Genomic DNA, 24,140 nt, shown 5'->3' on the forward strand with positions numbered 1-24,140 from the left:
CCGCTGCGCCTCGGCCCTCGTGCGACCGGCCGACCCGCGACGGCGTCGCCCGCCGACGCTAGTTCAGCACGATGATGCCGGCGTTCAGTGTGGTCGCGAACGCCAGCCACAGCAGGTACGGCACCATGATCCACGCGGCGATCCTCGACCACTTCGCCGCCGAGATCGCGAGCCAGACCACGCAGGCGATGAGCGCCAGGATCACGGCCAGCGCGAGCCACCAGGCCACCTCGCCGACGACCGGGTATCCCGCGAAGAAGATGGGCGTCCACAGCCCGTTGAGCACGAGCTGCGCGGCGTAGATCCCGAGCGTGCCCCGAGCCGCGTTGGGTTCGCCGCCGCGGTACCCGGCTCGCCAGACGAGGAAGCCCGCGACCGCGATCAGGGCGTAGAGGATCGACCACACCGGCCCGAAGACCGCGTTCGGCGGATCCCACGGAACCTTCTCGACCCGTGCGTACCAGCCCTCGGTGTTCGGCATCGTCGCCAGCGAGCCCAGGAACGCGATCAGCGCCACCACCGCGAGCAGACCGAGGCCCACCGCGATCTGCTTCGCGACCGGGGGTCGAGTCTCCACCATCGTCACCGTCCTTCGTCGGGTATCGTCCACGCTACCCTGCGCGCCGGGCAGGGTAGCGGGGCACACCGAGCGGGGAGGGGACCCGCGTCCTCCTCCCCGCTCGGCGCTCAGTAGTGGGCGGGCGGGTCGCTCCCGGGGAACGACTCCTCGCCCCACTCGTCGGCAAGCTCGTCGGCGCGCTCGTGCGGCACGGCGCGGGAGCCCGGCTTCTCGGCCACGTCCTCCGGCGTCTTCTTCTCAGCGGTGTCGGGCGAGTCCGACGTGTCGGGCGCCTCGGGCACGGGATCGGACCCCGGGGGTTCCTCCTCGGGGCCGCCGGGCCGGGCGTTCTCGGATGCTGCAGCGGACACGGGCTTCTCCTTTCGATCGATCTCCTCATCGGCGGGGCGGTGCTCCGGATCCTCCGAGGTGTGCGGCTCGAAGGTCTCGAGATCCTCGCGGAACGCCCGCTCTCGCGCGTACTCGTGGACGGTGTCGAGGGTGGCGATCTGGCTCCGCGCGCTCTCCGACAGCTCGGCGAACACCGCGGGATCGAGCCCGAGATCCTCGGCGTTGTCCTCGAGGGTCTGCCAGACGCCGAGCTTGCCCATCACGGCGCTCCGCATCAGCTCGGCCTCGAGCACGAGCGTCAGCGGCGAGCGCGACAGCAGCCGGCCGTTGCCCTTGAGCCGCCCCAGGCGCTCGGCGGCCCACGACGCCGCCTGCCGGTAGGGGCGCTGCCGCAGGTCCAGATCCCCGATCAGCTCCCTCAGGAACGCCCGTTCGAGCCGGATCTGCTCGGCCAGCTCCGAGAGCCTGGCGAAGACGGGGGTGTCGACGAAGTCGTCGGCCATGCGCTCCATCCGCTCGGCACCCGCGGTCGCCCCGGTCAGGTGATCGGAGAGGTAGAGCCCGAGCAGATCCCGCGAGATCCGCTCCGAGACGCCGCCCTCCGCGTCCATCCGGGCGCGCTCGCCGCCGCTGTCACCGCCGTCTCCGGCGTCCGCCCCGACGTCGACCGGTCCATCCGCGGCGGCGAGACGCGCGTCCTCGGCGTCGCGCGGCCGCAGGGGCAGCGAACCGGTGCCGCGCCCCTCGATCATGCCGCGCAGCAGATCCTCGAGCGCCTGGGCCGCGGTGTACCGGGGCTCCCAGCCGAGTTCCGCCTTGGCCCTGGCGTTGTCCATCATGGGCACCGCGAGGGCCATGTCGATCCAACCCTCGTCCGCCGCCACGAGCTTCGCCTTGTGCGCGCCGAACAGGAAGGCGCGGGTGAGCCGCGCGGGCAGCTCGATGAAGCGGCCGTGGTCGACGATGTCGGCGAGGTCCTGGGGGCCGAGGATGTCGTCGGCGCAGATGTTGAACGCGCCGGGCGCCCGCTTCACCACGGCGGCTGCGTAGGCGCGCCCCGCATCCTCCGCGTGCACGGCCTGGACGCCGCGCAGCCCCTTCGGGAGGGGGAGCACCGGCGGCTTGACGGTGTCGAGCGCCTGCAGGGGCAGCCAACGGCCCAGGAAGTAGCGCTGGATCTCGTACGCCGCGTCGGCCTGGAAGATCAGCGCCGGGCGCAGGCGCGTGACGACGATGTCGGGGTGGGCGGCCTCGAACTCGTCGAGCACGCGCTCCTGCGCCGCCTTGTCCACGCTGTAGTGGGAGGTGCGCACGCCGGTCGCGGGCCAGTTCTCGTCCCGCCGGTCCAGGCCTGAGGCGGGGGAGTAGGCGCCGACCGATGACGCGACCACGAGCTGCCGTACGCCGGCCGCCGCGGCCGCCCGGGCCACGCGGGCCGTGCCGTCCACGTTCACCCGGCGCAGCAGCTCACGGTTCGAGTTGGGCTGCACGAGCCAGGCGAGGTGGACCACCGCGTCGGCGCCAGCGAAGGCCTCGGTCAGGCTCCGCTCGGCCTCCTCCTCGGAACTCGCGGCGGCGATGTCGATCGCCGCCCACTCGCACCCCGAGTGCGGCGGCACCTCTGTGTCCGGCATCCTGCGGGCGATGCCGAGCACGGAGTCCACCTCCGGCGTCTCCTCGAGGGCCCGGAGCACCGCCGTGCCCGAGTTCCCGCTGGCTCCGACCACTGCTACGCGCATGAGAGACCTCCCTGGTGAGTGCGTTCGATCCGGATCATCGCGAGGATCACGGCGAGGGCGTTCCGCCGTTGACGTTGAGCGTCTCGCCGAGCACGTAGCTCGACTCCGGCGACGTGAGGAACACGTACGCCGGCGCCAGCTCCGTCGGCTGCCCGGCCCGGCCGAGCGGCGTGTCGTGGCCGAACTCCGGCAGAGCCTCCTTCGGCTGGCCGTCGGAGACCTGCAGCGGGGTCCAGATGGGGCCCGGCGCGACCGCGTTCACGCGGATCCCCTTCGGGGCCAGCGCCTGCGCGAGGCCCTTGCTGAAGTTGTTGATCGCCGCCTTGGTCGACGCGTAGTCGAGCAGGTGCGTCGACGGCTGGTACGCCTGGATCGATGTCGTGTTGACGATCGTGGATCCGGGCGGCATGTGCTCGACGGCCGCCCGCGTGATGCGGTAGATCGCGTGGATGTTCGTGTCGAAGGTCGCGGTCCACTGCTCGTCGGGCAGGTCGGCGATGTCCTCCACGGCGATCTGCCGGCCGGCGTTGTTCACGAGGGCGTCGAGGCCTCCGAGCTCCTCGACCGCGCGCTCGACCAGCTGCTCGCAGAAGGCGCGGTCGGAGATGTCGCCCGGCAGCAGCACCGCCCGTCGCCCCGACTCCTCGATGACCCGCTTGATCTCCTGCGCGTCCTCCTCTTCGGCGGACAGATAGGAGAGGGCGACGTCGGCGCCCTCCCGCGCGAAGGCGATGGCGACCGCCGCGCCGATGCCCGAGTCGGCGCCCGTGATGAGCGCCTTGCGCCCGGCGAGGCGGCCGGTGCCGCGATAGGAGTCCTGGCCGCGGTCGGTCTGCGGCACGAGCTCCTGGTCGAGGCCGGGCTCGGGCTGGTGCTGCTCGGGCGGGGAGATCCGGGGGAAGCGCGTCACGGGGTTCTGGAACGTCAGCTGATCCGTCTGCCCCTTCGTCGCGCCGCTCTCGTGCGCACCGGTTCGGTTCGTCGTGTTCTCGGTCATCACGTACCTCCTTCTGGTTTCGGCGTCGTCTGGCCTCGGGCGTCCTCATCACCCTGATTCACGGCGTACGCCCTGTCTACGGGGTTGCGCTCCTCACCCGTGCGCTTCCTCGATACGGACGTAGGCGTCGAGCAGTCCGAGCCCGCGGGCGCCCGCGGCTCCCTCCGCCCGCAGGCCCACCCGCATGGAGTCGAGCTGCTCGCGGCCGTGCGGGAAGGGCGGCAGCAGGGGCACGTCGGGGTCGGTGAGCGCCTCGACGATCACCGGCCGATCCGTGGCGAACGCCTCCTCCAGCGCCGCCGGCACGTCCTCGGAACGGGAGATCCGGATGCCGCGGAAGCCGAGGAGCTCGGCGTAACCGGCGAAGTCGAAGCGGGGCACCTCCTGCGAATCCTCGAAGCGCGGCTGCGCCTCCATCTCCCGCTGCTCCCAGCTCACCTCGGCGAGATCCCGGTTGTGGAGCACGAGCACGACGAAGCGCGGATCCCGCCACCGCCGCCAGCGCTCCGCGAGCGTGAGGAGCTCGGTGTTGCCGAGCATCTGCATGGCGCCGTCGCCGGCGAGCACGGCGACCGGGCGGTCGGGTGCGTTCTCCTTGGCCGCGATGCCGAACGGGATCCCGCAGCCCATGCTCGCGAGGGTGCTCGAGAGGTGCGCCGGCACGGAGGTCGGCAGCCGCATCTGCCGCACGTAGTGGTAGACGGCGCTGCCTACGTCGATCGCCAGCTGCCAGTCGCCCGACAGCTGCTCGCCGAATCGCCTGACGACGAGTTCGGGATTCAGCGGATCCGCCGGCACCTCCGAGCGCAGACGCGAGATCTCGTGCCAGTTGCGCACCTGGCGCTCCACCTCCGACCGCCAGGCCGTCTCCCCGCGCGGCTCCACGCGCTCGAGGAGGGCTTCGACGGTCGCCGCGCTGTCGCCCACGAGCCCGACCTCGACGGGGTAGCGGCCCGCGATGACCGCGGGATCGACGTCGACCTGCACCGCCCGCGCCTGACCGGGCGGCGGGTAGAACTCCGTCCACGGATCGTTCGAGCCGAGGATCAGCAGCGTGTCGCACTCCTGCAGCAGGCGGGCCGAGGCCGTCGTGCCGAGGTGCCCCATCGTGCCGACCGACAGCGGGTGCGACTCGTCGACGTAGGGCTTGCCGAGCAGGCTCGTGGCGATGCCGGCGCCCAACCGCTCTGCGAGCCGCACCACCTCCTCCTGCGCATGGGCGATCCCGCGGCCCGCGAGGATCGCGATCCGCTCGCCGGCCTCGATGACCGAGACCGCGGCGTCAAGATCCTCGTCCCGGGGCAGCAGGCGGCCCGTGGTCCAGCGCGGCGCCGTGACGACGACGCCGTGCGACTGGCCGAGCTCGGGCGTCGGCGCCTGCTGCACGTCGTGGGGCAGGATCACGACGGCGGGCTGGGCTCGGGTGAGCGCCGAGCGGAAGGCCCGATCCAGCACCATGGGCAGCTGCTCGGGCGACGACACCATCTGCACGAACGGCGAGGCGACGTCGTGGAAGAGGTGCTGCAGATCGATCTCCTGCTGGTAGTCGGAGCCGAGGACGCTCGTGTGCTGCTGACCCACCAGTGCGACGACCGGTGCGCTGTCGAGCTTCGCGTCGTAGAGGCCGCACAGCAGGTGCACGGCGCCCGGTCCCTGCGTGGAGGTCACCACCCCCACCCCGCCCGTGTACTTGGCCTCGCCGACGGCCATGAAGGCCGCACCCTCCTCGTGCTTCGCCCGGATGAACTCCGGCGCCTCCGCACCCCGGCGGAGCGCTCCGAGCAGCGGGTTGTTGCCGTCGCCGGCGTAGCCGTAGATCCGCCGTACACCCCACTCCGCGAGTCGCTCGACGACGAGGTCGGCCACCTGGCCCCGCTGGTCCGCCGCGCCGCTCATGAGCGCGGGTCCAGGACGACCTTGATGCAGCCGTCGCTCTTCTGCTGGAACATCTCGTAGGCCTGCGGGGCCTCCGACAGCGGAAGGCGATGAGTGACGAGATCCTCGGTGCCGAGCGGATCCTCGGGATCCTCGACGAGGGGCAGGAGATCCTCGATCCAGGTCTTCACGTTGCACTGGCCCATGCGCAGCTGGATCTGCTTGTCGAACAGCGAGAGCATCGGCATCGGGCTGGCCTGCCCGCCGTAGACGCCGCTGAGCGACACGGTGCCGCCGCGGCGCACCAGATCGATCGAGGCGTGCAGCGCGGCCAGCCGGTCGACCCCGCTCGTCTCCATCAGCTTGCGCCCGACCGGGTCGGGGAGCAGCCCCACGGCCTGGTGGGCGACCTTGGCGACGGGGGAGCCGTGGGCCTCCATGCCGACCGCGTCGATCACCGCGTCGGGCCCGCGGCCCTGCGTGGCGTCGCGGATCTCGTCGTTGACGTCGTCGGTGAGGTCGAAGGTGCGCGCGCCGTAGCGCGCCGCCAGCTCCCGGCGCTCGGGGACGGGATCGATCGCGTACACCTCGGCGCCGAGGAAGGCGCCGATGCGCGCGGCGAACTGCCCGACGGGGCCGAGCCCGTAGACGGCGAGGGCGTCGCCGGGCCCCGCGTTCGCGTACTGCACGCCCTGCCAGGCCGTAGGGAGGATGTCGCTGAGGAAGAGATAGCGGTGGTCGGGGAGGTCGGTGCCGACCCTGATCGGGTTGAAGCTCGAGTAGGGCACGCGCAGGTACTCGGCCTGCCCGCCGGGAACCGAGCCGTAGAGCCGGGAGTAGCCGAACAGCGCGGCTCCGGATCCGTACTCCCGCACCTGGGTCGTCTCGCACTGCGTGGTCAGCCCCCGACTGCACATCCAGCACGATCCGCACGAGATCGTGAAGGGCACGACGACGCGGTCGCCGACGGCGAGGCTCGACTCCGCCCCCACCTCCACGACCCGCCCCATCGGCTCGTGGCCGATGATGTCGCCGCGGTCCATGAACGGGGTGAGCACCTCGTAGAGGTGGAGGTCGGAGCCGCAGATGGCCGTCGAGGTCACCTCCACGATGACGTCGTCGGCCTCCTGCAGGATCGGGTCCGGCACCGTCTCGACGCTCACGTTCCGCTTGCCTTGCCAGGTGAGAGCTCGCACGATTCGTCTCCTTCGGTCGGGGCGGGTTGCTCCCCATCGTTCCGACCGCGGTGCGACGCTACAAGGGCCTGGACTCCCGGCCGATCGTGTCGTAAGGAGGGCGGGCCCCTCCCGCCTCGGCGAGCGCCACGATGCGGCGCGCCATGTCGGTGAAGACGACGCCGTGGAAGGGCAGCACGCACAGCCAGTAGAGACGCCCGCCGAGCCCCGAGGGGAAGAAGACCGCCCGCTGCGTGTAGCGCAGCTCCCCGTCGGCCTCCACGCAGCCCATCTCGAGCCAGGCGCTTCCCGGCACCTTCATCTCGGCGCGCAGCCGCAGGAGCGCGCCGCGCTCGACCGCTTCCACGCGCCAGAAGTCGACGGCGTCCCCGACCGCGAGGCGGGCCCGGCTGCGCCTGCCGCGATTCGATCCCACGCCCCCGACGACCCGGTCCATCCAGCCGCGCACGAGCCACAGCAGCGACGGCGAGTACCAGCCGTTGGCGCCGCCGATGCTCTCGATCACTGACCAGAGGTCGTCGCGGGAGGCCGTGGTCGCCCGCGAACGGGCGTCCGTGAACACGGTGCGCCCGGCCCAGTCGGGGTCGCTCGGCAGCGGATCGCTGGGCGCCCCGGGCAGGCTCGCGTCGACCCAGCTCGTCTCGATCACGTCGGTCTCGACCCGGCCGAGCGCGAGCCGCACCGCCTGCCGGTACCCGGTGAGGCCGCCCTCGGGCGGAGGGATGACGTCGTCGACGTCGCGATCCTTCACCACGCACTCGTGCTGCAGCGACTCGACGAGGGGCTGCGCGAGCCGCCGGGGCACCGGCGTGACGAGGCCGACCCAGTACGACGCGAGCCGGGGCGTGAGCACGGGCAGCGCGGCGATGCGCCGCTGCGGAAGCCCCGCCTCGACGGCGTAGCCGTTCATCATCTGCCCGTAGCGCAGCACGTCGGGGCCGCCGATGTCCAAGGTGCGGCTGACGGACGGATCCGTCCTCGCCGCGGCCAGGAGATAGTGCAGCACGTCGCGGACGGCGATCGGCTGGATGAAGTTGCGCACCCAGCGGGGCGCGGGCATGTAGGGGAGCACCTCCGTGAGGTGCCGGATCATCTCGAACGAGGCCGAGCCGGATCCGATGACGACCCCGGCCTGCAGCACCAGCACCGGGACGCCGGAGTCGAGCAGGATCCGTCCCACCTCGCGGCGCGAGGCGAGGTGGGGGGAGAGCTCGACGCCGTCGCCCTCGGGGGCGAGGCCGCTCAGGTAGACGATGCGCCCGACCCCGGCCGCTCTGGCCGCCGCCGCCACGCTCTGCGCGATCGCGCGGTCGGTCGAGGCGAAGCCCCGACCGGCCGACATCGAGTGCACGAGGAAGTACACGACGTCGACGTCGCGCATCGCTCCCGCGAGGGCCTCGCAGTCCGCGGCGTCGCCGGGGACGACCTCCGCCTCGTCGCGCCAGGGGAAGGCGCCCGTCCGCTCGGGGCTGCGCGACAGGGCGCGCACGGCGTAGCCGGCGCTCAGCAGCCGAGGCACGAGCCTGCCGCCCACGTACCCCGTGGCCCCCAGCACGAGGGCCCGAGGGGCGGTGCCGTCGGGCCGCGGCACCGCGCGGAGCCCGGGCTCCCGGCCGGTCGGCGAGCTCAGCTCCTCCGGCCGCTCAGAGGTCAACGGTCCCCGAGACTCCCGGGCCCTCGGTGCCGCGGATCCGTGAGGCGGCGATCTTGAGCGCCGCCACGACGCCTCCGCCCGGCACGCCCCAGAACTGGGCCGACTCGCCCGTGACCTTCAGCAGGCTGAGATTCGGGTCGTCCTTCCCGCCGTCGAAGTAGGAGTCCACCTGGCCGTCCCAGAGCTCCTCCACCTTGGCGCGATCCTCGACGAACTCGGCGACGCCAGCGACCGACAGCCAGCTGCCGGTCTCGGCGAAGGCGAGGTTCACCTGCGGATTCGCGCGGATCGCGTCGGCCTGGTCGCCCTGGAGTCCGATGAAGAACCAGACCTCCCCGCGATCCGTCACCTCCTGCGGCGTCATCGGGTGCGAGACGATCTTGCCGTCCGGCGTCGCGGTCGACAGCATCACGAAGCGCTCGCCCCGCATGATGTCGACGACCTGATCCTGCGTGAGCTCCTCTGTTCCGGTCATGATCTTCCCCGCTTTCCCCGTCGAATCGAACGTTCCGGCGATGCTACCGGGGTATCCTCCCGTGCGCCCCACCGTTGCGGGTATCCGTCTCACGGGGTATATATCGGACGATGACCTCGCCTGAACGCACCGAAGACGGCCGCTACATCGTGGTCGGCGGCCGACGCTGGCGCGCTTCCGACCCGCTGATCCCCGACGAGGTGGCCGCGGCCCTGCGCTCGGAGCTCGGCCGCGCGAGGTCGCGCATCCGCACGACGGAGAGCGACGAGGATCGGTGCGCCCTCCGCGACCGGGTGCAGCTGGCCAAGGAGGGGCTCGGCGAGCGCGGAACCCCGTGGTGGGAGATGAGCGCCGAGGATCGGCGGGAGCGGGCCGAGGATCGCCTTCGGCGCCTGCGGGGGTGAGACGGGAACGCCGTCGCGGGCAGGGGAGGAGCCCCTGCCTCCACCTACGATCCCTCTGCCCGCTCTGCTCTCGAGAGGGTCGGCCGTGAAGGAGCCGTTTGCGCTTTCTCCTACGGGGAGGCTGGAAAGTTCTAGAAAACGGAATGATCGAGGGACTGCGGGGGCCGTCAGTATCTCTGTACGGTCTCCTGGCAGTCGCCGGGGCCGTGATCCGGGCCTCGACCTTACGACGTCGTAGAGCGCGAAAGGTTCGGAAGAACCGTGTCCAGCCTGTGTAGCGCGGCTGGCGAATCTTGATGACAAGGGAGTTGACAAGAACTTATGAGCGACGTGCAGAGCGTGAGTTTGGAAACTGGCCGGCCGGAGAGGATCCGCTTCACCAAGGATCAGCGGTTCCAGGCGCTGAGGGCCTCCATATTCGGAAACCTGCTGGAGTGGTACGACTGGACCATCTACGCGGTGTTCACGCCGTATATCGCCGCACGCTACTTCGACGCCGCCGACCCGACCTCGGCCACGCTCTCCGCGCTGGCGGTATTCGCCGTGGGCTTCCTGGCTCGCCCGCTGGGAGGTGTCATCTTCGGCAGGATGGGCGACAAACTGGGGCGCAAGATGGTGATGGTCATCACCATGATCCTGATGGCGATCGGAAGTCTGTTGATCGCCGTACTCCCGGGTTACGCCCAGATCGGCTGGTGGGCCTCCGTGCTGCTGGTGATCACGCGGCTCGTACAGGGGCTGGCGCACGGCGGTGAAACCGGTGTCGCTTATACGTACATCGCGGAGGCGGCACCGATCAAGAGCCGCGGTTTCTTCGTCAGCTGGATCTACGTCGCCGTCACTCTCGGCGTCATGGGTGCGACCGGCATGGGCGCCGTCCTCACCAGCGTCCTCGAGGAGCCTGCGATGAACAGCTGGGGATGGCGTGTTCCGTTCATCGTCGGCGCACTGCTGGGCATCATCGCGATCTATATCCGGCGCTCGATCGACGAGAGCCCCGTCTACGAAGAGGAGAAGACCCAACCGGTGAAGGTCCCCACACCGCTCTCGCGTCGTGAGATCACGAAGATCGTCTTCCGCATCGTGCTGCTCTCGTGCAGCACCAATGTCGCGTATTACACCTGGTCCACCTTCGCGCCGAGCTACGCCATCGCACAGCACGGCATGGACAGTCAGGGCGCATACATCGCGAGCACCCTCGCCCAGGTCGTCGCGCTCGTCGCGCTTCCGCTGTTCGGCCTGCTCTCGGACAAGATCGGTCGCCGCCCGATAGTGATGATCGCCGGCGTCTCGATCATGGTGATGGCGTTCCCGCTCTCATGGATCCTGGGGACTGAGCCCTGGACGCTCTTCCTGATGCAGGGACTGGGCCTGCTCATCTGGGCCTCGGTCTCGAGCATCTATCCCACGTTGATGGCGGAACAGGTGCCGACTCGGGCACGTGCCACTGGTGTGGGGTTCGTCACCTCCTTGTCCGTCGCGATCTTCGGCGGAACCGCCCCGTACCTCAACACCTGGCTCGCCTCGATCGGCATGTCCTGGGTCTTCTCGGCGTACATCGTCGGCCTCGGCGCCCTGGCGCTCGTCGGCTGGTTGATCATGGACGAGACGGCGGGGGTCGATCTCGCGGAGATCGGCGAGGGCGCCCCCAGGAGGCGCATGGTTCAGAGTACGCCCATCGAGAACTGACCCGCTCGGAATACGAACGACCCTCTGTAAGGAGAATGCGATGTCTGAAAACACGAACGCCGTCCAGCTCGGGGACTACGACAACCTCGTCGTGGAGAAGCGGGGGGCGGTCGGCCTCATCACCCTCAATCGCCCCAAGGCGCTCAATGCTCTCTCCGATGCGTTGACCGCCGAGATGACTGACGCGCTGGAGGAGTTCGAGAGCGATGAGGAGGTCGGCGCCGTGGTGATCACCGGCAACGAGAAGGCCTTCGCGGCCGGCGCCGATATCAAGGAGATGCAGCCGAAGTCGTTCTCCGACGTGTACCTCGCGGACTTCATCACGAGCACGTGGGAGGCTCCATCGAAGGGGCGCAAACCGGTGATCGCCGCGGTCGCAGGGTATGCGCTCGGAGGCGGAGCGGAGCTGGCGATGATGTGCGATTTCATCATCGCCGCCGACAGTGCGAAGTTCGGGCAGCCCGAGATCAGCATCGGTATTCTGCCCGGAGCGGGAGGTACCCAGAGACTGACCCGTTCGGTGGGCAAGTCGAAGGCGATGGAGATGGTGCTCACCGGCCGGATGATCGATGCTGAGGAAGCGGAGCGCATGGGCCTCGTCGCGCGGGTCGTACCGGCGTCCGACCTCCTGAATGAGGCGCTCCTCGCCGCGGAGAAGATCGCCGCGTTCTCGCGGCCGGCTGTGCTGATGGCGAAGGAGGCGGTGAACAGCGCATTCGAGACCCCGCTCGCCGACGGGCTTCGCTACGAGCGCCGTCTCTTCCACGCCGCGTTCGCGACCGAGGGACAGAAAGAGGGCATGGCCGCCTTCCTCGAGAAGCGTCCGGCGAAGTACACGAACAGGTAGGGCTGGATATGGCTGCACAGATCATGCTGCCCCGCACGATGCGAGTCGGCGGAGGCGCGATCGCAGAGGTCGGAGAACTCGTGAGAACGCTGGGTGCCCGGCGCCCCCTCGTCGTCACCGACGCGTTCATGGTGTCCACCGGCACGGCCGAGCTGGTGATGGGGCACCTCCGCGAGTCGGGGCTCGAACCGGCTGTGTTCTCGGAGACCGTTCCCGATCCCACGACGGCCTCGCTCGAGGCAGGAGTCGAGGCGGTCCGGTCGCACGACGCGGATGCGATCGTGGCCGTCGGCGGGGGCAGCCCGATTGACACGGGCAAGGCGCTGGCCATGCTCAGCGCCCAGGGCGGCGCGATGCGCGACTACAAGGCCCCACGGGTCAACTACGGTCCGGCACTGCCGGTGGTCGCCGTACCGACGACAGCGGGCAGCGGATCGGAGGCGACGCAGTTCTCCGTGATCACCGACAGTGAGACGAACGAGAAGATGCTGTGCGCGGGGCCGGGATTCCTGCCGGTCGCAGCGATCCTCGACTTCGAGCTGACGCTTTCGAAGCCCTCTCGCCTTACCGCCGACACCGCGGTGGATGCGATGTGCCACGCTATCGAGGCCTACGTGAGCCGTAAGGCAACGCCTTTCACCGATTCGATGGCGATGTCGGCACTCAGAGCGAGCAGCTCGTGCATTCGTGAGGTCTACGCCGACGGCGGCGACCGGGCCGGCAGAGAGGCCCTGATGCTGGCATCTCTACAGGCCGGGATAGCGTTCTCGAATGCGAGCGTTACGCTGATCCACGGCATGAGCCGTCCGATCGGCGGGAACTTCCGGATTGCGCACGGACTTTCCAACGCGATGCTGCTACCCGTTGTGACCGGCTTCTCCATCGGCGGAGCCGAGAGCAGATACGCTGACGTCGCTCGTGCGCTGGGGGCTGCGACGGCCGCCACCGACGACGCGGTCGCGGCCCGTGCGCTGGTGGAGTGGCTCAGACGCCTGTGCTCCGACCTCGAGGTGCCCTCGCCCGCGAGCTACGGCATCGAACGCGACGCCTGGGAAGAGCTGATCCCGACGATGGCGCGACAGGCGATCGACTCCGGGTCTCCTGCCAATAATCCGATCCTTCCCACCGCCGAAGAGATCGAGAGCCTGTATGTGCAGGCCTACGATCCTCAGGCATCGGACGGGACCCGCACATGAGCGGAGAAGTGCTGACCTCGCTGGAAGGCGGCTTCGGACGCATCACACTGGATCGTCCCGTCGCCCTCAACGCGCTGACGGAGCCTATGATCCGGTCCATAGCAGCAGCGCTCGACGAGTGGGAAGGGCGGGTGCGGGGAGTGATGCTCGACAGCACCCATCCGAAAGCGTTCTGCGCCGGCGGCGACATCCGGGCGATCCGCTCGAACACCCTCGAGGGGGCGTTCGAGCGGAGCCGCAGCTTTTTCGCGAGCGAATATCGTCTGAATGAGCGGATCGCCACCTATCCGTCCCCGTTCCTCTCCCTCATCGACGGCGTGTGCATGGGCGGCGGAATGGGCCTCTCCATCCACGGGGGGATCCGCGTGGTCACCGAGAATTCGCTGATGGCGATGCCCGAGACCGCGATCGGCTTCTTCCCGGATGTCGGTGCGAGCTACTTCCTCTCGCGTCTGCCGGGAGCCCTGGGCGCGTACTGGGGATTGACGGGCGCCCGGATCTCTCCGGGTGACGCGATGCACGGCGGGCTCGGCACGCACTACGTCGCCGAGCTCGACGCCCAGGAGCTCTTCGACGCACTGGTGCATGGTGGCGAAGAGACGGTGGCCGAGGTGGTCGACCGTTTCACGCGGCCTGCTCCACCGAGCGAGGTCGCGCGGCACCGCGGGCGCATCGACGAGGTATTCAGCGCTCACTCCGTCGCCGAGCTGTTCGGTCGGCTCGAGGTCGACGGATCCGAATGGTCGGAGCAGGTGCGCGCAACCTTGAGATCGATGTCGCCGCAGAGCCTCGAGGTAACCCACGCCCTGCTCCGCTGGGCGAGAAAGGAGAGCCTGCAGTCATGCCTGCGCGCCGAGCTCGCCCTCGCGGGGCAGATAACGAGAACAGACGACTTCATCGAGGGCGTCCGAGCGATGCTGGTCGACAAGGACAAGAATCCTCAGTGGGGTCGGGCCCGCTTCCGGGGACTGGATCATGCGGGAAATGCGCTGTGGGAGCCCGGAGCGCTGGTCGACGAGCTTGTTTCGACACATGAGCGACGACCGTCCGAACCGAGGGTCCGCGGCTCGAAGAGCCGGATGAGAAGCGAATAGAAGAAGGATCGGAAGAATGCTTGCTGCATATGTTGCGTCGATGAATGACTCGAACCCGCTCGAAGGTCTGAGGGTCGGTGATCGGCCCGAGCCCGAGACACGCGAGGGGTGGGTGAAGGTGCGCGTGCGCGCGGCCTCCCTGAACCACCACGACCTCTGGTCGCTGCGTGGGGTGGGGCTGCGCCCGGAACAGTTGCCGATGATTCTCGGAGGCGACGCCTCCGGCGTCGACGAGGACGGCAACGAGGTGGTCGTGCACTCGGTGATCTCCACTGCCGAATGGGCCGGCGACGAGACGCTGGACCCGAAGCGCTCGCTTCTCTCTGAGGTCTACGACGGCACGCTCGCGGAGCAGGTGCTGGTGCCGCGTCGGAATCTCGTACCGAAGCCGGCTGCGATCTCATTCGAGGAGGCCGCCTGCCTTCCGACGGCATGGCTCACCGCCTATCGGATGCTGTTCATCAAAGCCGCCCTCGCGCCCGGTACGACCGTGCTCATCCAGGGCGGTGGGGGTGGCGTCTCATCCGCCGCCATCGTTCTGGCGAAGGCTGCGGGGCTCCGCGTCTGGGTGACGAGTCGCAGCGAGCAGAAACGCGCCTTCGCGAGATCTCTGGGTGCTGACGAGTCCTTCGAATCCGGGGCACGGCTGCCCGAGAGGGTCGACGCAGTGATCGACAACGTCGGGCAGGCCACCTGGTCGCACTCGCTGAAGTCTCTCAAACCGGGCGGCACCATCGTGACCTGCGGAGCTACGAGCGGCCAGAATCCGCCCTCGGAGCTGAACCGCGTGTTCTTTCTGCAGCTGAGGGTGCTGGGCTCGACGATGGGGACGCGAGAAGAGCTCTCGCAACTGCTCTCGTTGCTCGAGACGACGGGGATCCGCCCTCACATCGACTCGGTGAGGCCCCTGTCTCAGGCCCGAGAAGGGCTCGAGGTGCTGCAGTCGGAGAGCGTGCAGGGCAAGGTCGTACTGGTCCCCTGATCCCGCGCCTCACCCGTCGTGCAGGCGCAGGGCGAGCGTCAAGGTCAGGATCCCGGAGGAGGTCGCGGGATCCTGACCGGTCAACTCTCCGATTCTCTTGATGCGGTAAGCGACGGTATTCGGGCTGACGGTGAGGCTCTTCGCAGTGCGCGAGAGGTTGAGGTCGTTCCGGATGTATGCCTGCAGAGTGCGGACGAGGCTCGAGGAGTGCTGCTTGTCGTAGTCGAGGAGCGGCCGGACGAACTCGTCCATCAGCTCTTCTCCGTAGTCGCTGTGCACGAGGATCCTGTCGAGCATCACCTCCGAGAACAGGGTCGCCCGGCCCTCCCGTTTCTGCGCCGCGGCGACGATGGCGGCCTCTTGGGCTTCGTGGAACGAGCGGGGGACGCCGTTGATGCCATCGTGCGGGCGCCCCATGCAGACACGCCAGGCGGGCCGGTGCTCGGCGATGGTACGGACCGCCTCGATGACGGCCTCGAGGCTGGAGTCTCTGCCGATGCGGGCCAGACAGATGACGTCGCTCTCGCGCACCCCGAGCAGGGTGTTGGAGAGCGGGGCGACGGTCTCGCGGATGGCCTGCAGCACGCGCAGCGACTCCGTGCGGATGCGTTCGGGAGCGATGCTGCTGAGGCGGACCAGCACCACGGCGATGCGCGAATCCTCGCTGAGATTCAAGCGGGCGATGTCGATTCTGGCTCTGTCCGAGAGCGACTTGCCGATCAGGAGGGACTCGAGCACATCGCTGCGCAGCACGTCGCGGGCTCGGTAGGCTCCCGCCGCCTCCTCCAGGTACACCTGTGCGACGAGGACCGATATCCGATCGACGAAGTCGAGGATGTCGCTGACCAGGCCGAGTGCCGCGTCGCGCATCAGGGAGTCGTCGCCGGCCTCTCGCAGTACCGTCTGCCAGAGTTCGCGGCCCCAGATCCGATAGCTGTGGAGCAGGGAGGGGAGGCTGACCTCCTGATGGACGCGCCGCGCCGCGGAACGTCTGACGGCCTCGAGCTCCTGCTCGTAGGTCTCGCGGCGCAGGAGACTGTCCAAGAGCACCGTCACCGTCGTGATCGCGGCCTCTCTGACATCCTCCGAGAGCGTGTTCGCCCGAAGCTCGCCGTAGTCCACGATGTCGTGGCTGACGACGTGCACGATGTCGTCGGCGATCGCCTGCCGTTTCCGCAGCAGTTCATGGATGAGCCCCGTCCGGGCTGTCTCGAGGGGGGACCGTTCCCGGGGGTGCTCGGCGCGGGGGAGCGTCGGGGGCTCGGAACCGTTGAGACTGCGCTCCTGAATCCCCATGTGGCTGCCCCCTCACGTCCGACTCCGACAACGATTCTTGCACGGCATGTGCGGAAGCTGTTTGCGGATATTGCAAACAACCGCTCTTCTTCTTCTCGAAGTTTGTGTATTCGAGCACAAGAGGGAAGGGGCAGCATCGGATTCAGCGAGTATCGCGGCAGCTCTCCCGGGGCCACCCGTTCGATCGACTGTGCGAGACCCGCCCTTTCAAGGACGAGAGAACGAGGAGACGATGTCTGAACGGACGAACCACCATGAGGGGCCTTCGATCGGCTGCCGCGATGAGGGGCCGGTGCGGGTGCTCACCATCTCGAACCCGGCCAAGCGCAATGCATTCAGCGGGTCAATGGCCCCCGATCTTCGAGACCGGCTGACCGAGGCGGATCGGGACCCCTCCGTACGGTGCATCGTAATCACCGGCGACGGCACGCAATCCTTCTCTTCCGGGCACGATCTCGCAGAAGTGCTGGAGAATCCCGAGACGGCGGGGGATCCGGAGGCCAATGCGGCCTTTGTCCTCGCGCCGTCGCTGGGGACGCCCGTGGTGGGTGCGATCAATGGAAACGCCTACGCAGCCGGTTTCATCCTGGCGCTCAACTGCGACGTTCGCATCGCGGGTACGAACGCACGTTTCTGCGCGGTCGGCGCGAAGATCGGGCTCGTGCCGGTGGGGGGCCAGCTGAGCAGGCTGCTGCACCTCGTCGGATATCCCGTCGCGTTCAGGATGCTCGCGACCGGTTTGCCGGTCGATGCGGAGTACGCACTCGCCTGTCAGTTCGTCGACCAGATCTGCGATCCCGAGGAGACGGTCGACCGGGCCGTCGAACTGGCCACGCGCATCAGCGAGGCATCGCCTTCGGTCGTGCGCGCAGTGAAGACGGGGCTGTCGGCGACCATCGCCCACGGAGCGGTCACGGGTCAGCGGATCGAGCCGTTGCTCGCAGCGGCCGTGCGGGAGCTTCCGGATGGCGGTGAGGGCGTCGCGTCGTTCCTCGAGAAGCGTCCGGCCGAATATCCCGATGCTCCCGCGCGGCTGCAGGCGCAACTCGATGCGGTAGTCGCCGGGACGATTGGGAAGAGCGAGGGGGATCGGTGATGGCGCGGCTGAGGGAAGACATCGTGCGCGAGATGGTGCTCGCCTATGGAGGATCCGCGAACGTCGTGCGATTCTGTGAGGACGGGACCGAGGCGGAACGGATCGCCGCGGATCTCGGACGCGCTGTCGCGATCAAACTCGTGGCCGACGACGTGATCCACAAGAGCAAGGCGGGGGGCGTGCTGCTCGGGATCGGGCCCGAGCACGTCCGGCAGCGGACCGACGAGATGCTCGCCAGGCACCGCGGGCTCGGGAGCGACGTGCGCGGCGTGACCGTCGAAGCGATGGTGGATCCCGGCGTCGAGGTGGTCATCGGCGGTCTGCACACGCCCGGGTTCGGACCCGTGGTGATGTTCGGGCACGGCGGTGTCGACATTGAGGAGCTCGAGGACGTGGCGTTCGCGATGGCGCCGCTCGGCGAGGCCGAGGCCGAGGGGCTGATCTCGCGGACCCGTGTAGGCCGTGCGCTGAAGAAGCGGTTGCCCGATCGCGTCCGCGATCTCGTGGACACCCTCCTCGCGATCGGAGGGGCGGACGGCATGCTCGAGAACGAGAACGTGACGGAGGTCGACTTGAACCCCATCGTCGTGAGTGAGGGGAGGGTGGTGGCCGTAGACGCGCGAGCCATCGAGCGTTCGGGATGCGACGCTCCGTCCGAGGCGCCGGATCCCGACGACTGCTATCAGGGGCTGCGCCCCGCCATCTACCCGCGGTCGGTAGCGGTCGTCGGCGCGTCGGCGGACCGCTCCAAGATGGGGTACAGGGTGGTCAGCGGGCTCATCGAGATGGGCTTTCAAGGCCGGATCGTACCGGTCAGCCGATCGAGCGATCGGGTGTGCGGGCTGCAGGCGGTGGCTTCGATCTCGGAACTGCCGGAAGGCATCGAGAAGGCCGTGGTCGTGGTCCCTGCCGCCGGCGTACCGACAGCGCTCGACGAGCTGTCTCAGCAGGGCATCCGTGCTGCGCACGTCTACACCTCCGATATTCCGCCTTTGGATCCTGAGCTGCGCGAGCGGGGAATGCGAGTGCTCGGCCCCAACTGCATGGGGCACTACGCCCCGCGACTCGGGATCACGATGATCGCCCCTGAGTCGAGCAGCCGCACGGCCGGCCGCATAGCGGTCGTCTCCCAGTCGGGCACCTACGCCGGTGACGTAGTGCGCAGGGGATCCCAGCTCGGACTCGACTTCAGCTTCGTCTCCTCGGTGGGCAACTGCGACGACGTGTCTCCCGCCGAGCTGCTCGCGTTCTGCGAGGCCGACCCCGAGACGGAGGTGATCGCGTTCTACCTCGAGGGCGACGAGGGGGCGGAGGAGTTCTTCCGTCTCGCCGCCACCACCCGCAAGCCGGTCGTGCTGCTCAAGGGAGGACGGACTGCGACCGGAGGGGCGGCGGCGGCTTCTCATACGGGGGCTCTCGCAGGCGACCCGCAGCTGCTCCTCGACATCGCCGAACAAGCGGGAGTGTTGCTGGTCGAGGATCTCGACCAGCTGCTCGACGTCCTGGCGATGCTGCAGTTCGCTCCCGGCATCCGCGGGGATGGGCTCGGCATCGTCGGCTCCGGCGGCGGTGTCGCCGTGGTTGGCGCCGACACCGCTGACGCTTGGGGCTTGGAGGTCCCGCGTCTCGGCGAGAGAGCGTCTGCCGCCCTCGCCCCCTTCGCGGCGCCGGGCGCCAGCCTCGCGAACCCGGTAGACATCCCGGTGTGGTCGATGTTCCGTGGAGACGAGTGCTGGACGGGGGCTATGGTCGCCGGTGTCGCGCTCGACGATTCCATCGACGCGATCTGCGCGTTCATCGATGTTGGCACCGTCTTCGACATCGAGAGCGCAGAATCCGGTGCTCGGCTGCTGAAGCGCCTCACCGAGGACATGGTTCGTGCCGAGACCCGCGGTACGCCACTGGCGCTGGTACTCCGAAGCGGGTTCGAAGAGCACCAGGACCTCTTGGTGCGCGACCTGGCCCGAGTAGCGCGAGCAGCCGGTGTGGCGGTGTTCGACTCCGTCGACCGTGCGATAGCGGCGATCGGCGGCGCGAGGTTCCTGACTCTTGCGGGGAAGAAGTGGGCGACCGCCGGCCGGTCGTCCGCCGTTGCGAAGGAAGCAGCCTGAACTCGGCCATGGACCTCGAATCGACAGCGGTGCGCCGGGTGCGACGGTCCCGCCCCGGGACAGCGGTGGGGATCGTCGCCCTCAGCACCCTGCTGACGATGAGCGTGTGGTTCTCGGCGACCTTCGTTCTTCCCTCGCTCAGTCTCGAGTGGAAGCTCAGCGAAGGTCAGACCTCTCTGCTCACTATCGCTGTGCAGGGCGGATTCGTCGTGGGCGCTCTGGGAAGCACCGCCAGCGGTCTCGCCGACGGCCTGTCGCCGCGCAAGCTCATGTGCTTCGGGGCGTTCGGCGCGGCTTTCTGCAACGCCGGTCTGCTGTGGTGCGACGACCTCATGTGGGCGGTTCCGGCGAGGTTCGGCACCGGGATGTTCCTGGCGTTGGTCTACCCTCCGGCCCTGAAAGAGGTGTCGACCTGGTTCGTGCGAGGGCGCGGTAAGGCGCTCGGTCTCATGATCGGTGCGTTGACGCTCGGCTCCGCCCTGCCGCATCTCGTGGGCGCCGCCGGAGGACTCGACTGGCGCGTGGTAATCGCCGCCACGAGCCTCCTCGGAATCGCGGGAGGCCTCGTCGTGCTGCTGGTTCGCGGCCAGGGGCCGTATCCGTTCCCCCGGCGCCCGTTCAGCTTTGCGGCGGGCTTCCGCTCGATGCGCACGCGCGAGGTCGCGCTCGCCAACGTGGGGTATGTCGGGCACATGTGGGAGCTGTACGCGATGTGGGCGGGTGTGGGGGCGTTCATCCTCTCCCTTCCGGAGCTCTCTCGACCCTCGTCCGGGGTATTGGCGCCTATTCTGGCGTTCTTCTGCATCGGCGTCGGTGCGGTGGGGAGCTTCGTCGGAGGCGTGCTCAGCGATCGCTGGGGGCGTGCGAGGGCGGCGTTCATCAGCCTCGTGTGCTCCGGTGCCGCGGCGCTCGCTCTCGGTCTCACCTACCAAGCCCTGCCATTCTGGGTGATTATCGCGCTGTGCGGCTTCTGGGGCTTCTGGGTGATCGCGGATTCCGCGCAGTTCTCCGCACTCGTCGCGGAGAACGCAGAACCCGAGTACGTCGGCGGTGCCCTGTCGCTGCAGCTCGCGCTCGGTTACACGACGACGGCACTGACGCTCTGGCTGGTGCCGCAGATCGTGGAACATGCCTCGTGGAACCTGGCGCTGTGCGTCCTGGCCATCGGGCCGGCTCTCGGCGCAGCAGCCATGTGGGCCGTCGACAAGCAGAGTGCCGCGAGAATGGCGACGGCCGGGAGCTGAGCGGCCAACGGAGAGCGTGGAGGATGCGCCGCGTCTACTCCTCCGGAGACCGTGGCGCCGGCGCCGCCCCCACACTGAAAGCTACGCGCTCCTGTACGACGCCGTTCACCTGGAGTGCGACGCCGTAGCTGCCCGGGTAGTAGCGCCGGGTCGTGAGCTCCCGGAACGCGTGCGAGGCCTCGACCACGGTGCTCTCGCCTGGAAGGAGCCTCCGCTGCGCGATCTTGAACACCTTCGAGCGCTCGCTGCCGCGGGCATCGGGGAAGAAGAGCAGGTAATCGATCACGAGGTTCGCGGCTTCTCCCCCGGTGTTCTCGACCGTGGCCCGGAAGCGCACCGCATCTCCCGGTGCGACGGCGCCCGGCGTCACGGAGAGTGGGGACACCGCAACCTGGGCCGGCGGGAAGCCGAGCAGCTCGAGCGCGCCCGTGTGCCCCCGCTTCACGAGCGTTCGCAAGGCGTGCCTGGAGGTGCGGGCGAGGTGCGTGCCACCGGTCGCCTGCCAGCCGGTCACCGTGTCGACCGCGAACGCGGCGTGGGCCCGGCTGTGGTCGTTCAGATGGTTCGCCACGGAGCGGCGCACGGACTCCTCGAGGTCGTCGTAGAGCGTGTCGAGAATCCGCCGGGTCGGGGTCGGGTCTGCCACGAGCGCGGGGATCCGCTCGGCCCAGGGGAGCAGCGGTCGGCTGCCCTCGGATGCCAGCCTGCGCACGTGCCAGTCGTCGTGTCCGGTCCACTCCGCCATGTGGGCGAGCGCTCGCGGCAGGTCGTGGAGCAGCATCGGCCGCACCGCGAACTCGGACGTCATGCGCGGCGTCAGCTCCCGGAGCGTCGTCATGCCCGCGTCGAAGCCCTCGGCGCTGTCGGCCTCGACCGAGCGCCACGCCACGGCGAGCCCGACCGGCCAGAGCATCCACCCCGCGAAAGCGGGATCGTCGCCCGCCCGCCGCACCGTCGTCAGCAGGCGGAGGCGATCGCCGTCGAGATCCGCGAGGATCGCGCGGGCGAGCGCCCGCGACCGCTCGCTGAGGGTCAGCGCGCCGAGCGACTCGGCCGCGCGCCTGGTGCCGTCGAGGCGCCCGCCGCCCGCAGCCTCCAGGGCGTCGACGAGCGCCTTCGCGGTCGCCGCTCCCAGCAGCTCGTCCGTCATTGACATGGATGCCCCCTCCCTCGCCGCCCGCGTATCACGCGCTGAGACGACGATACCTCTGGAGCCTGCGCAGCCCGGCCGCCGCCGCGCGGTCCGCCGGCGCGAGGGCCGCGGCGAGTCTCGCGCCGACCTCGGCCTCGTCCAGCTCGGGCCCGATCGCGACGAGGGCGTCCGCGCCGTCCGCGCTCCGGGGCGGGGCCGGTGCGACGTGGATCGACGCGCCGACGAGGTTGAACAGGTAGCGGCGTCCGCCCCGGGGCGTGCGGACCGCCACGCACCCCTTGAGCCGGTAGACGCCCCGCGGCGGATCCTCGAGGAGATCGAGGATCGCTCCGGCGTCGGCCGGCCCATCGGCGCGCGCCGTGACGGCCGACGCGTGCTCGTGCAGGGGAGCGTCGTGCCCGTGGCCGTCGTGCCCGGTCTCGAGGGACCGCAGCAGCGCGGCGATGGGCAGCTGGTCGGGCGGATCCTCCGCCTCGGCGACGTCGAAGACGAGAGCGGGGTCGATCGCTCCTCGCTCGGTCGGAACCACCGGTGCGACGGGGTTGCGCTCGCGGACGCGCGCGGTCAGCTCTGCGAGCCTCGTCTCCCGCTGCTCGGGCGGGAGGAGATCCATCTTGTTGGCGATCACGAGGCTCGCCGCGGCGTAGCGCGCGGGAGGCAGCCCGCCGGTGTCGACGGTGCGGAAGTGCTCGACGGCGTCGATGACGTCGACGAGCCCGCCCGGGCGCGCGTGCTCCGCGCCGCTGGACCTGATGAGCCTCGCCAGTGCGAGGGGCTCGGCCGCGCCGCTCGCCTCGACGATCACGGCGTCCAGGCGCAGTCGCGGTTCGGTGAGTCGCGACAGCGCCTGATCGAGGCCGCCCGCCTCGGGCAGGCAGCAGATGCAGCCGCCGGCGATCGAGGCGGCCTCGTCGACCTGGCCGGTGACCAGCCCGGCGTCGACGTTGATCGCCCCGAAGTCGTTGACGACCACGCCGACCCTTGCCCCGGGGCGTCGGAGGAGGTGGTTGAGCACCGTCGTCTTGCCCGCACCGAGGTGCCCGGTCAGGGCGATCACGGGGATCATGGCGGTCCTCCCTCTCCCGTTCCGCGCGCCGGGCACCCGCAGGACTCCCGGTGGACGAACCGGGTCTTCGCCACCACGGTGTCGGGGGCGCGTCCGGGGGTCGAGACCTGGCGCAGCAGCAGACGCACGGCCGAGGATGCGAGCAGGTCCACATCCTGTTTCGCGACGGTCAGCCCGGGGCTCAGCAGGTCGGCGCCCTTGAAATCGTCGAAGCTCACCACGGCGATGTCGTGGGGGATCGACAGCCCTGCCTCCCGGATCGCCCGGAGCGCGCCGATCGCCATCTGATTGTTCGACACGATCAGCGCCTCGGCGCGGCGCGGCGACCCGAGGTGACGGCGCACCGCCGTCTGCGCGACGCGCTCGTCGGACTCGCCCTCGATGATCATCTCGGGGTCGTCCTCGATCCCGAGCGCCTCGACGGCGCGCCGATAGCCCGCGAGGCGGTCCAGCCCGCTCGCCGACTCGGTGGTTCCGTTGACGAACCCGATGCGGCGATGGCCGAGCAGCGCGAGGTGCTCGGCCAGGTCGTAGACGGAGCGCTCGCCGTCAGAGTACACCTGGTCGACGGGCAGATCCGAGGGCCGGTCGAGGAAGACGAGGGGGAAGCGCTGCTCGGAGAGACGCCGCAGCGCCTCGGTCAGCTCGGGGCTCCCCTCGATGGGCACCGCGATGATCCCGGAGACCTGCCGGGCGCAGAGATCCTCGATGACGTCGAGTGCCCGGCCGGGATCGTCATTGGTGTTGGCGAGCACGAGGGAGAAGCCCGCCTGACGGAGTCGCTCCTCGAGCTGCCCGGCGAGCTCCCCGAAGTAGGGGTTGGTCACGATCGACATCGCCAGCCCGATGGTCGTCGTGGACGAGGTGGCGAGCGCCCGCGCGGTCAGGTTGTGGCGGTATCCGGTCTCTGCGATCGCCTGCATGACCAGCTCGACGGTCGCGGGGGCGACGCGACGCGTGCTGTTCAGCGCGTGCGACACGGTGGTCACGGAGACTCCGGCTCGTCGTGCGACGTCGGCCATGGTTACCACGGCATTGACCTCCTGACGTCTCCCTCGGAGGAGGCAACGGCGCGACCCCCGAATCCTGCCGATGCATCGAGCATAGAGGATCTCT

Annotated in this window: 20 protein-coding genes; 9 read left to right on the forward strand and 11 right to left on the reverse strand. The window is 69.4% G+C overall.

Annotated features, from left to right (window positions below; translation table 11 throughout):
• Positions 1 to 58: 58 nt before the first annotated feature.
• The 7 genes from JD276_RS08270 to JD276_RS08300 all read right to left on the reverse strand — a co-directional run bounded on the left by JD276_RS08270 (position 59) and on the right by JD276_RS08300 (position 8,846).
• Positions 59 to 580: a TspO/MBR family protein gene (locus tag JD276_RS08270; protein WP_200115170.1), complete on the reverse strand. Its 522-nt coding sequence runs from the start codon at positions 578 to 580 to the stop codon at positions 59 to 61.
• A gap of 107 nt (positions 581 to 687) precedes the next feature.
• Positions 688 to 2,649 (reverse strand): NAD-dependent epimerase/dehydratase family protein, encoded by a 1,962-nt coding sequence (locus JD276_RS08275; RefSeq protein ID WP_200115171.1) that lies wholly within the window; start codon positions 2,647 to 2,649, stop codon positions 688 to 690.
• 46 nt (positions 2,650 to 2,695) lie between these two features.
• Positions 2,696 to 3,646, reverse strand: coding sequence for an SDR family oxidoreductase (locus tag JD276_RS08280; protein WP_233615477.1), 951 nt, complete (start codon positions 3,644 to 3,646; stop codon positions 2,696 to 2,698).
• 93 nt (positions 3,647 to 3,739) lie between these two features.
• Positions 3,740 to 5,542: a thiamine pyrophosphate-requiring protein gene (locus tag JD276_RS08285; RefSeq protein WP_200115172.1), complete on the reverse strand. Its 1,803-nt coding sequence runs from the start codon at positions 5,540 to 5,542 to the stop codon at positions 3,740 to 3,742.
• Entirely contained in the window at positions 5,539 to 6,717 is a 1,179-nt protein-coding gene (locus JD276_RS08290; protein WP_200115173.1) for a zinc-dependent alcohol dehydrogenase, read from the reverse strand. The genes JD276_RS08285 and JD276_RS08290 overlap by 4 nt, the downstream gene beginning before the upstream one ends.
• A 58-nt stretch (positions 6,718 to 6,775) precedes the next feature.
• Positions 6,776 to 8,371 carry an SDR family oxidoreductase gene (locus JD276_RS08295; RefSeq protein WP_233615478.1) on the reverse strand — a complete coding sequence of 532 codons (1,596 nt, stop codon included), beginning with the start codon at positions 8,369 to 8,371 and terminating at the stop codon, positions 6,776 to 6,778.
• Positions 8,361 to 8,846, reverse strand: a complete 486-nt coding sequence (locus tag JD276_RS08300) for a pyridoxamine 5'-phosphate oxidase family protein (protein ID WP_200115174.1) — start codon at positions 8,844 to 8,846, stop codon at positions 8,361 to 8,363. The genes JD276_RS08295 and JD276_RS08300 overlap by 11 nt, the downstream gene beginning before the upstream one ends.
• Positions 8,847 to 8,956: 110 nt before the next feature.
• On the opposite strand from JD276_RS08300, the gene JD276_RS08305 reads away from it, so the two are divergent.
• The 6 genes from JD276_RS08305 (at position 8,957) to JD276_RS08330 (ending at position 15,058) form a co-directional block, all read left to right on the forward strand.
• Entirely contained in the window at positions 8,957 to 9,250 is a 294-nt protein-coding gene (locus tag JD276_RS08305) for a biopolymer transporter Tol (RefSeq protein ID WP_200115175.1), read from the forward strand.
• 321 nt (positions 9,251 to 9,571) lie between these two features.
• Entirely contained in the window at positions 9,572 to 10,939 is a 1,368-nt protein-coding gene (locus JD276_RS08310) for an MFS transporter (protein WP_200115176.1), read from the forward strand.
• Between the two features lie 40 nt (positions 10,940 to 10,979).
• Positions 10,980 to 11,786, forward strand: coding sequence for an enoyl-CoA hydratase (locus JD276_RS08315; protein ID WP_200115177.1), 807 nt, complete (start codon positions 10,980 to 10,982; stop codon positions 11,784 to 11,786).
• Between the two features lie 38 nt (positions 11,787 to 11,824).
• A complete protein-coding gene (locus JD276_RS08320) occupies positions 11,825 to 12,982 on the forward strand; it encodes an iron-containing alcohol dehydrogenase (RefSeq protein WP_233615495.1) in 1,158 nt (385 codons plus the stop codon).
• Positions 12,979 to 14,076, forward strand: coding sequence for an enoyl-CoA hydratase/isomerase family protein (locus JD276_RS08325; RefSeq protein WP_200115179.1), 1,098 nt, complete (start codon positions 12,979 to 12,981; stop codon positions 14,074 to 14,076). Before JD276_RS08320 ends, JD276_RS08325 begins: the two co-directional genes overlap by 4 nt.
• 16 nt (positions 14,077 to 14,092) lie before the next feature.
• Positions 14,093 to 15,058 carry a zinc-binding dehydrogenase gene (locus tag JD276_RS08330; protein WP_200115180.1) on the forward strand — a complete coding sequence of 322 codons (966 nt, stop codon included), beginning with the start codon at positions 14,093 to 14,095 and terminating at the stop codon, positions 15,056 to 15,058.
• A gap of 9 nt (positions 15,059 to 15,067) precedes the next feature.
• Here the strand turns inward: JD276_RS08330 and JD276_RS08335 are convergent, their stop codons facing one another.
• Complete coding sequence (locus tag JD276_RS08335) at positions 15,068 to 16,354, reverse strand: PucR family transcriptional regulator (protein WP_200115181.1); 1,287 nt, start codon at positions 16,352 to 16,354, stop codon at positions 15,068 to 15,070.
• A gap of 292 nt (positions 16,355 to 16,646) precedes the next feature.
• Here JD276_RS08335 and JD276_RS08340 point away from each other — a divergent pair, with 292 nt between their 5' ends.
• Genes JD276_RS08340 through JD276_RS08350 form a run of 3 tightly spaced genes read left to right on the forward strand, consistent with a single transcriptional unit; the run spans position 16,647 to position 20,805 of the window.
• Complete coding sequence (locus JD276_RS08340; RefSeq protein ID WP_200115182.1) at positions 16,647 to 17,450, forward strand: enoyl-CoA hydratase/isomerase family protein; 804 nt, start codon at positions 16,647 to 16,649, stop codon at positions 17,448 to 17,450.
• Complete coding sequence (locus JD276_RS08345) at positions 17,450 to 19,561, forward strand: acetate--CoA ligase family protein (RefSeq protein WP_200115183.1); 2,112 nt, start codon at positions 17,450 to 17,452, stop codon at positions 19,559 to 19,561. Before JD276_RS08340 ends, JD276_RS08345 begins: the two co-directional genes overlap by 1 nt.
• Positions 19,562 to 19,569: 8 nt before the next feature.
• Positions 19,570 to 20,805, forward strand: a complete 1,236-nt coding sequence (locus tag JD276_RS08350) for an MFS transporter (RefSeq protein WP_200115184.1) — start codon at positions 19,570 to 19,572, stop codon at positions 20,803 to 20,805.
• Between the two features lie 34 nt (positions 20,806 to 20,839).
• Here the strand turns inward: JD276_RS08350 and JD276_RS08355 are convergent, their stop codons facing one another.
• Genes JD276_RS08355 through JD276_RS08365 form a run of 3 tightly spaced genes read right to left on the reverse strand, consistent with a single transcriptional unit; the run spans position 20,840 to position 24,046 of the window.
• Positions 20,840 to 21,961: a DNA alkylation repair protein gene (locus JD276_RS08355; RefSeq protein WP_200115185.1), complete on the reverse strand. Its 1,122-nt coding sequence runs from the start codon at positions 21,959 to 21,961 to the stop codon at positions 20,840 to 20,842.
• A gap of 28 nt (positions 21,962 to 21,989) precedes the next feature.
• Complete coding sequence (locus JD276_RS08360; protein ID WP_200115186.1) at positions 21,990 to 23,024, reverse strand: CobW family GTP-binding protein; 1,035 nt, start codon at positions 23,022 to 23,024, stop codon at positions 21,990 to 21,992.
• Positions 23,021 to 24,046, reverse strand: coding sequence for a LacI family DNA-binding transcriptional regulator (locus JD276_RS08365; RefSeq protein WP_233615497.1), 1,026 nt, complete (start codon positions 24,044 to 24,046; stop codon positions 23,021 to 23,023). The genes JD276_RS08360 and JD276_RS08365 overlap by 4 nt, the downstream gene beginning before the upstream one ends.
• Positions 24,047 to 24,140: the final 94 nt, after the last annotated feature.

The sequence above is a fragment of the Leucobacter chromiisoli genome (assembly GCF_016522505.1).
GTDB classification, from domain to species: Bacteria; Actinomycetota; Actinomycetes; order Actinomycetales; family Microbacteriaceae; genus Leucobacter; species Leucobacter chromiisoli.

Coding starts and splice junctions, on each gene's coding strand:
- JD276_RS08270 (WP_200115170.1), bottom strand. CDS start 580: ATGGTGGAGACTCGACCCCCGGTCGCGAAGCAGATCGCGGTGGGCCTC.
- JD276_RS08275 (WP_200115171.1), bottom strand. CDS start 2,649: ATGCGCGTAGCAGTGGTCGGAGCCAGCGGGAACTCGGGCACGGCGGTG.
- JD276_RS08280 (WP_233615477.1), bottom strand. CDS start 3,646: ATGACCGAGAACACGACGAACCGAACCGGTGCGCACGAGAGCGGCGCG.
- JD276_RS08285 (WP_200115172.1), bottom strand. CDS start 5,542: ATGAGCGGCGCGGCGGACCAGCGGGGCCAGGTGGCCGACCTCGTCGTC.
- JD276_RS08300 (WP_200115174.1), bottom strand. CDS start 8,846: ATGACCGGAACAGAGGAGCTCACGCAGGATCAGGTCGTCGACATCATG.
- JD276_RS08305 (WP_200115175.1), top strand. CDS start 8,957: ATGACCTCGCCTGAACGCACCGAAGACGGCCGCTACATCGTGGTCGGC.
- JD276_RS08310 (WP_200115176.1), top strand. CDS start 9,572: ATGAGCGACGTGCAGAGCGTGAGTTTGGAAACTGGCCGGCCGGAGAGG.
- JD276_RS08315 (WP_200115177.1), top strand. CDS start 10,980: ATGTCTGAAAACACGAACGCCGTCCAGCTCGGGGACTACGACAACCTC.
- JD276_RS08320 (WP_233615495.1), top strand. CDS start 11,825: ATGCGAGTCGGCGGAGGCGCGATCGCAGAGGTCGGAGAACTCGTGAGA.
- JD276_RS08325 (WP_200115179.1), top strand. CDS start 12,979: ATGAGCGGAGAAGTGCTGACCTCGCTGGAAGGCGGCTTCGGACGCATC.
- JD276_RS08330 (WP_200115180.1), top strand. CDS start 14,093: ATGCTTGCTGCATATGTTGCGTCGATGAATGACTCGAACCCGCTCGAA.
- JD276_RS08335 (WP_200115181.1), bottom strand. CDS start 16,354: ATGGGGATTCAGGAGCGCAGTCTCAACGGTTCCGAGCCCCCGACGCTC.
- JD276_RS08345 (WP_200115183.1), top strand. CDS start 17,450: ATGGCGCGGCTGAGGGAAGACATCGTGCGCGAGATGGTGCTCGCCTAT.
- JD276_RS08350 (WP_200115184.1), top strand. CDS start 19,570: ATGGACCTCGAATCGACAGCGGTGCGCCGGGTGCGACGGTCCCGCCCC.
- JD276_RS08355 (WP_200115185.1), bottom strand. CDS start 21,961: ATGTCAATGACGGACGAGCTGCTGGGAGCGGCGACCGCGAAGGCGCTC.
- JD276_RS08360 (WP_200115186.1), bottom strand. CDS start 23,024: ATGATCCCCGTGATCGCCCTGACCGGGCACCTCGGTGCGGGCAAGACG.
- JD276_RS08365 (WP_233615497.1), bottom strand. CDS start 24,046: ATGGCCGACGTCGCACGACGAGCCGGAGTCTCCGTGACCACCGTGTCG.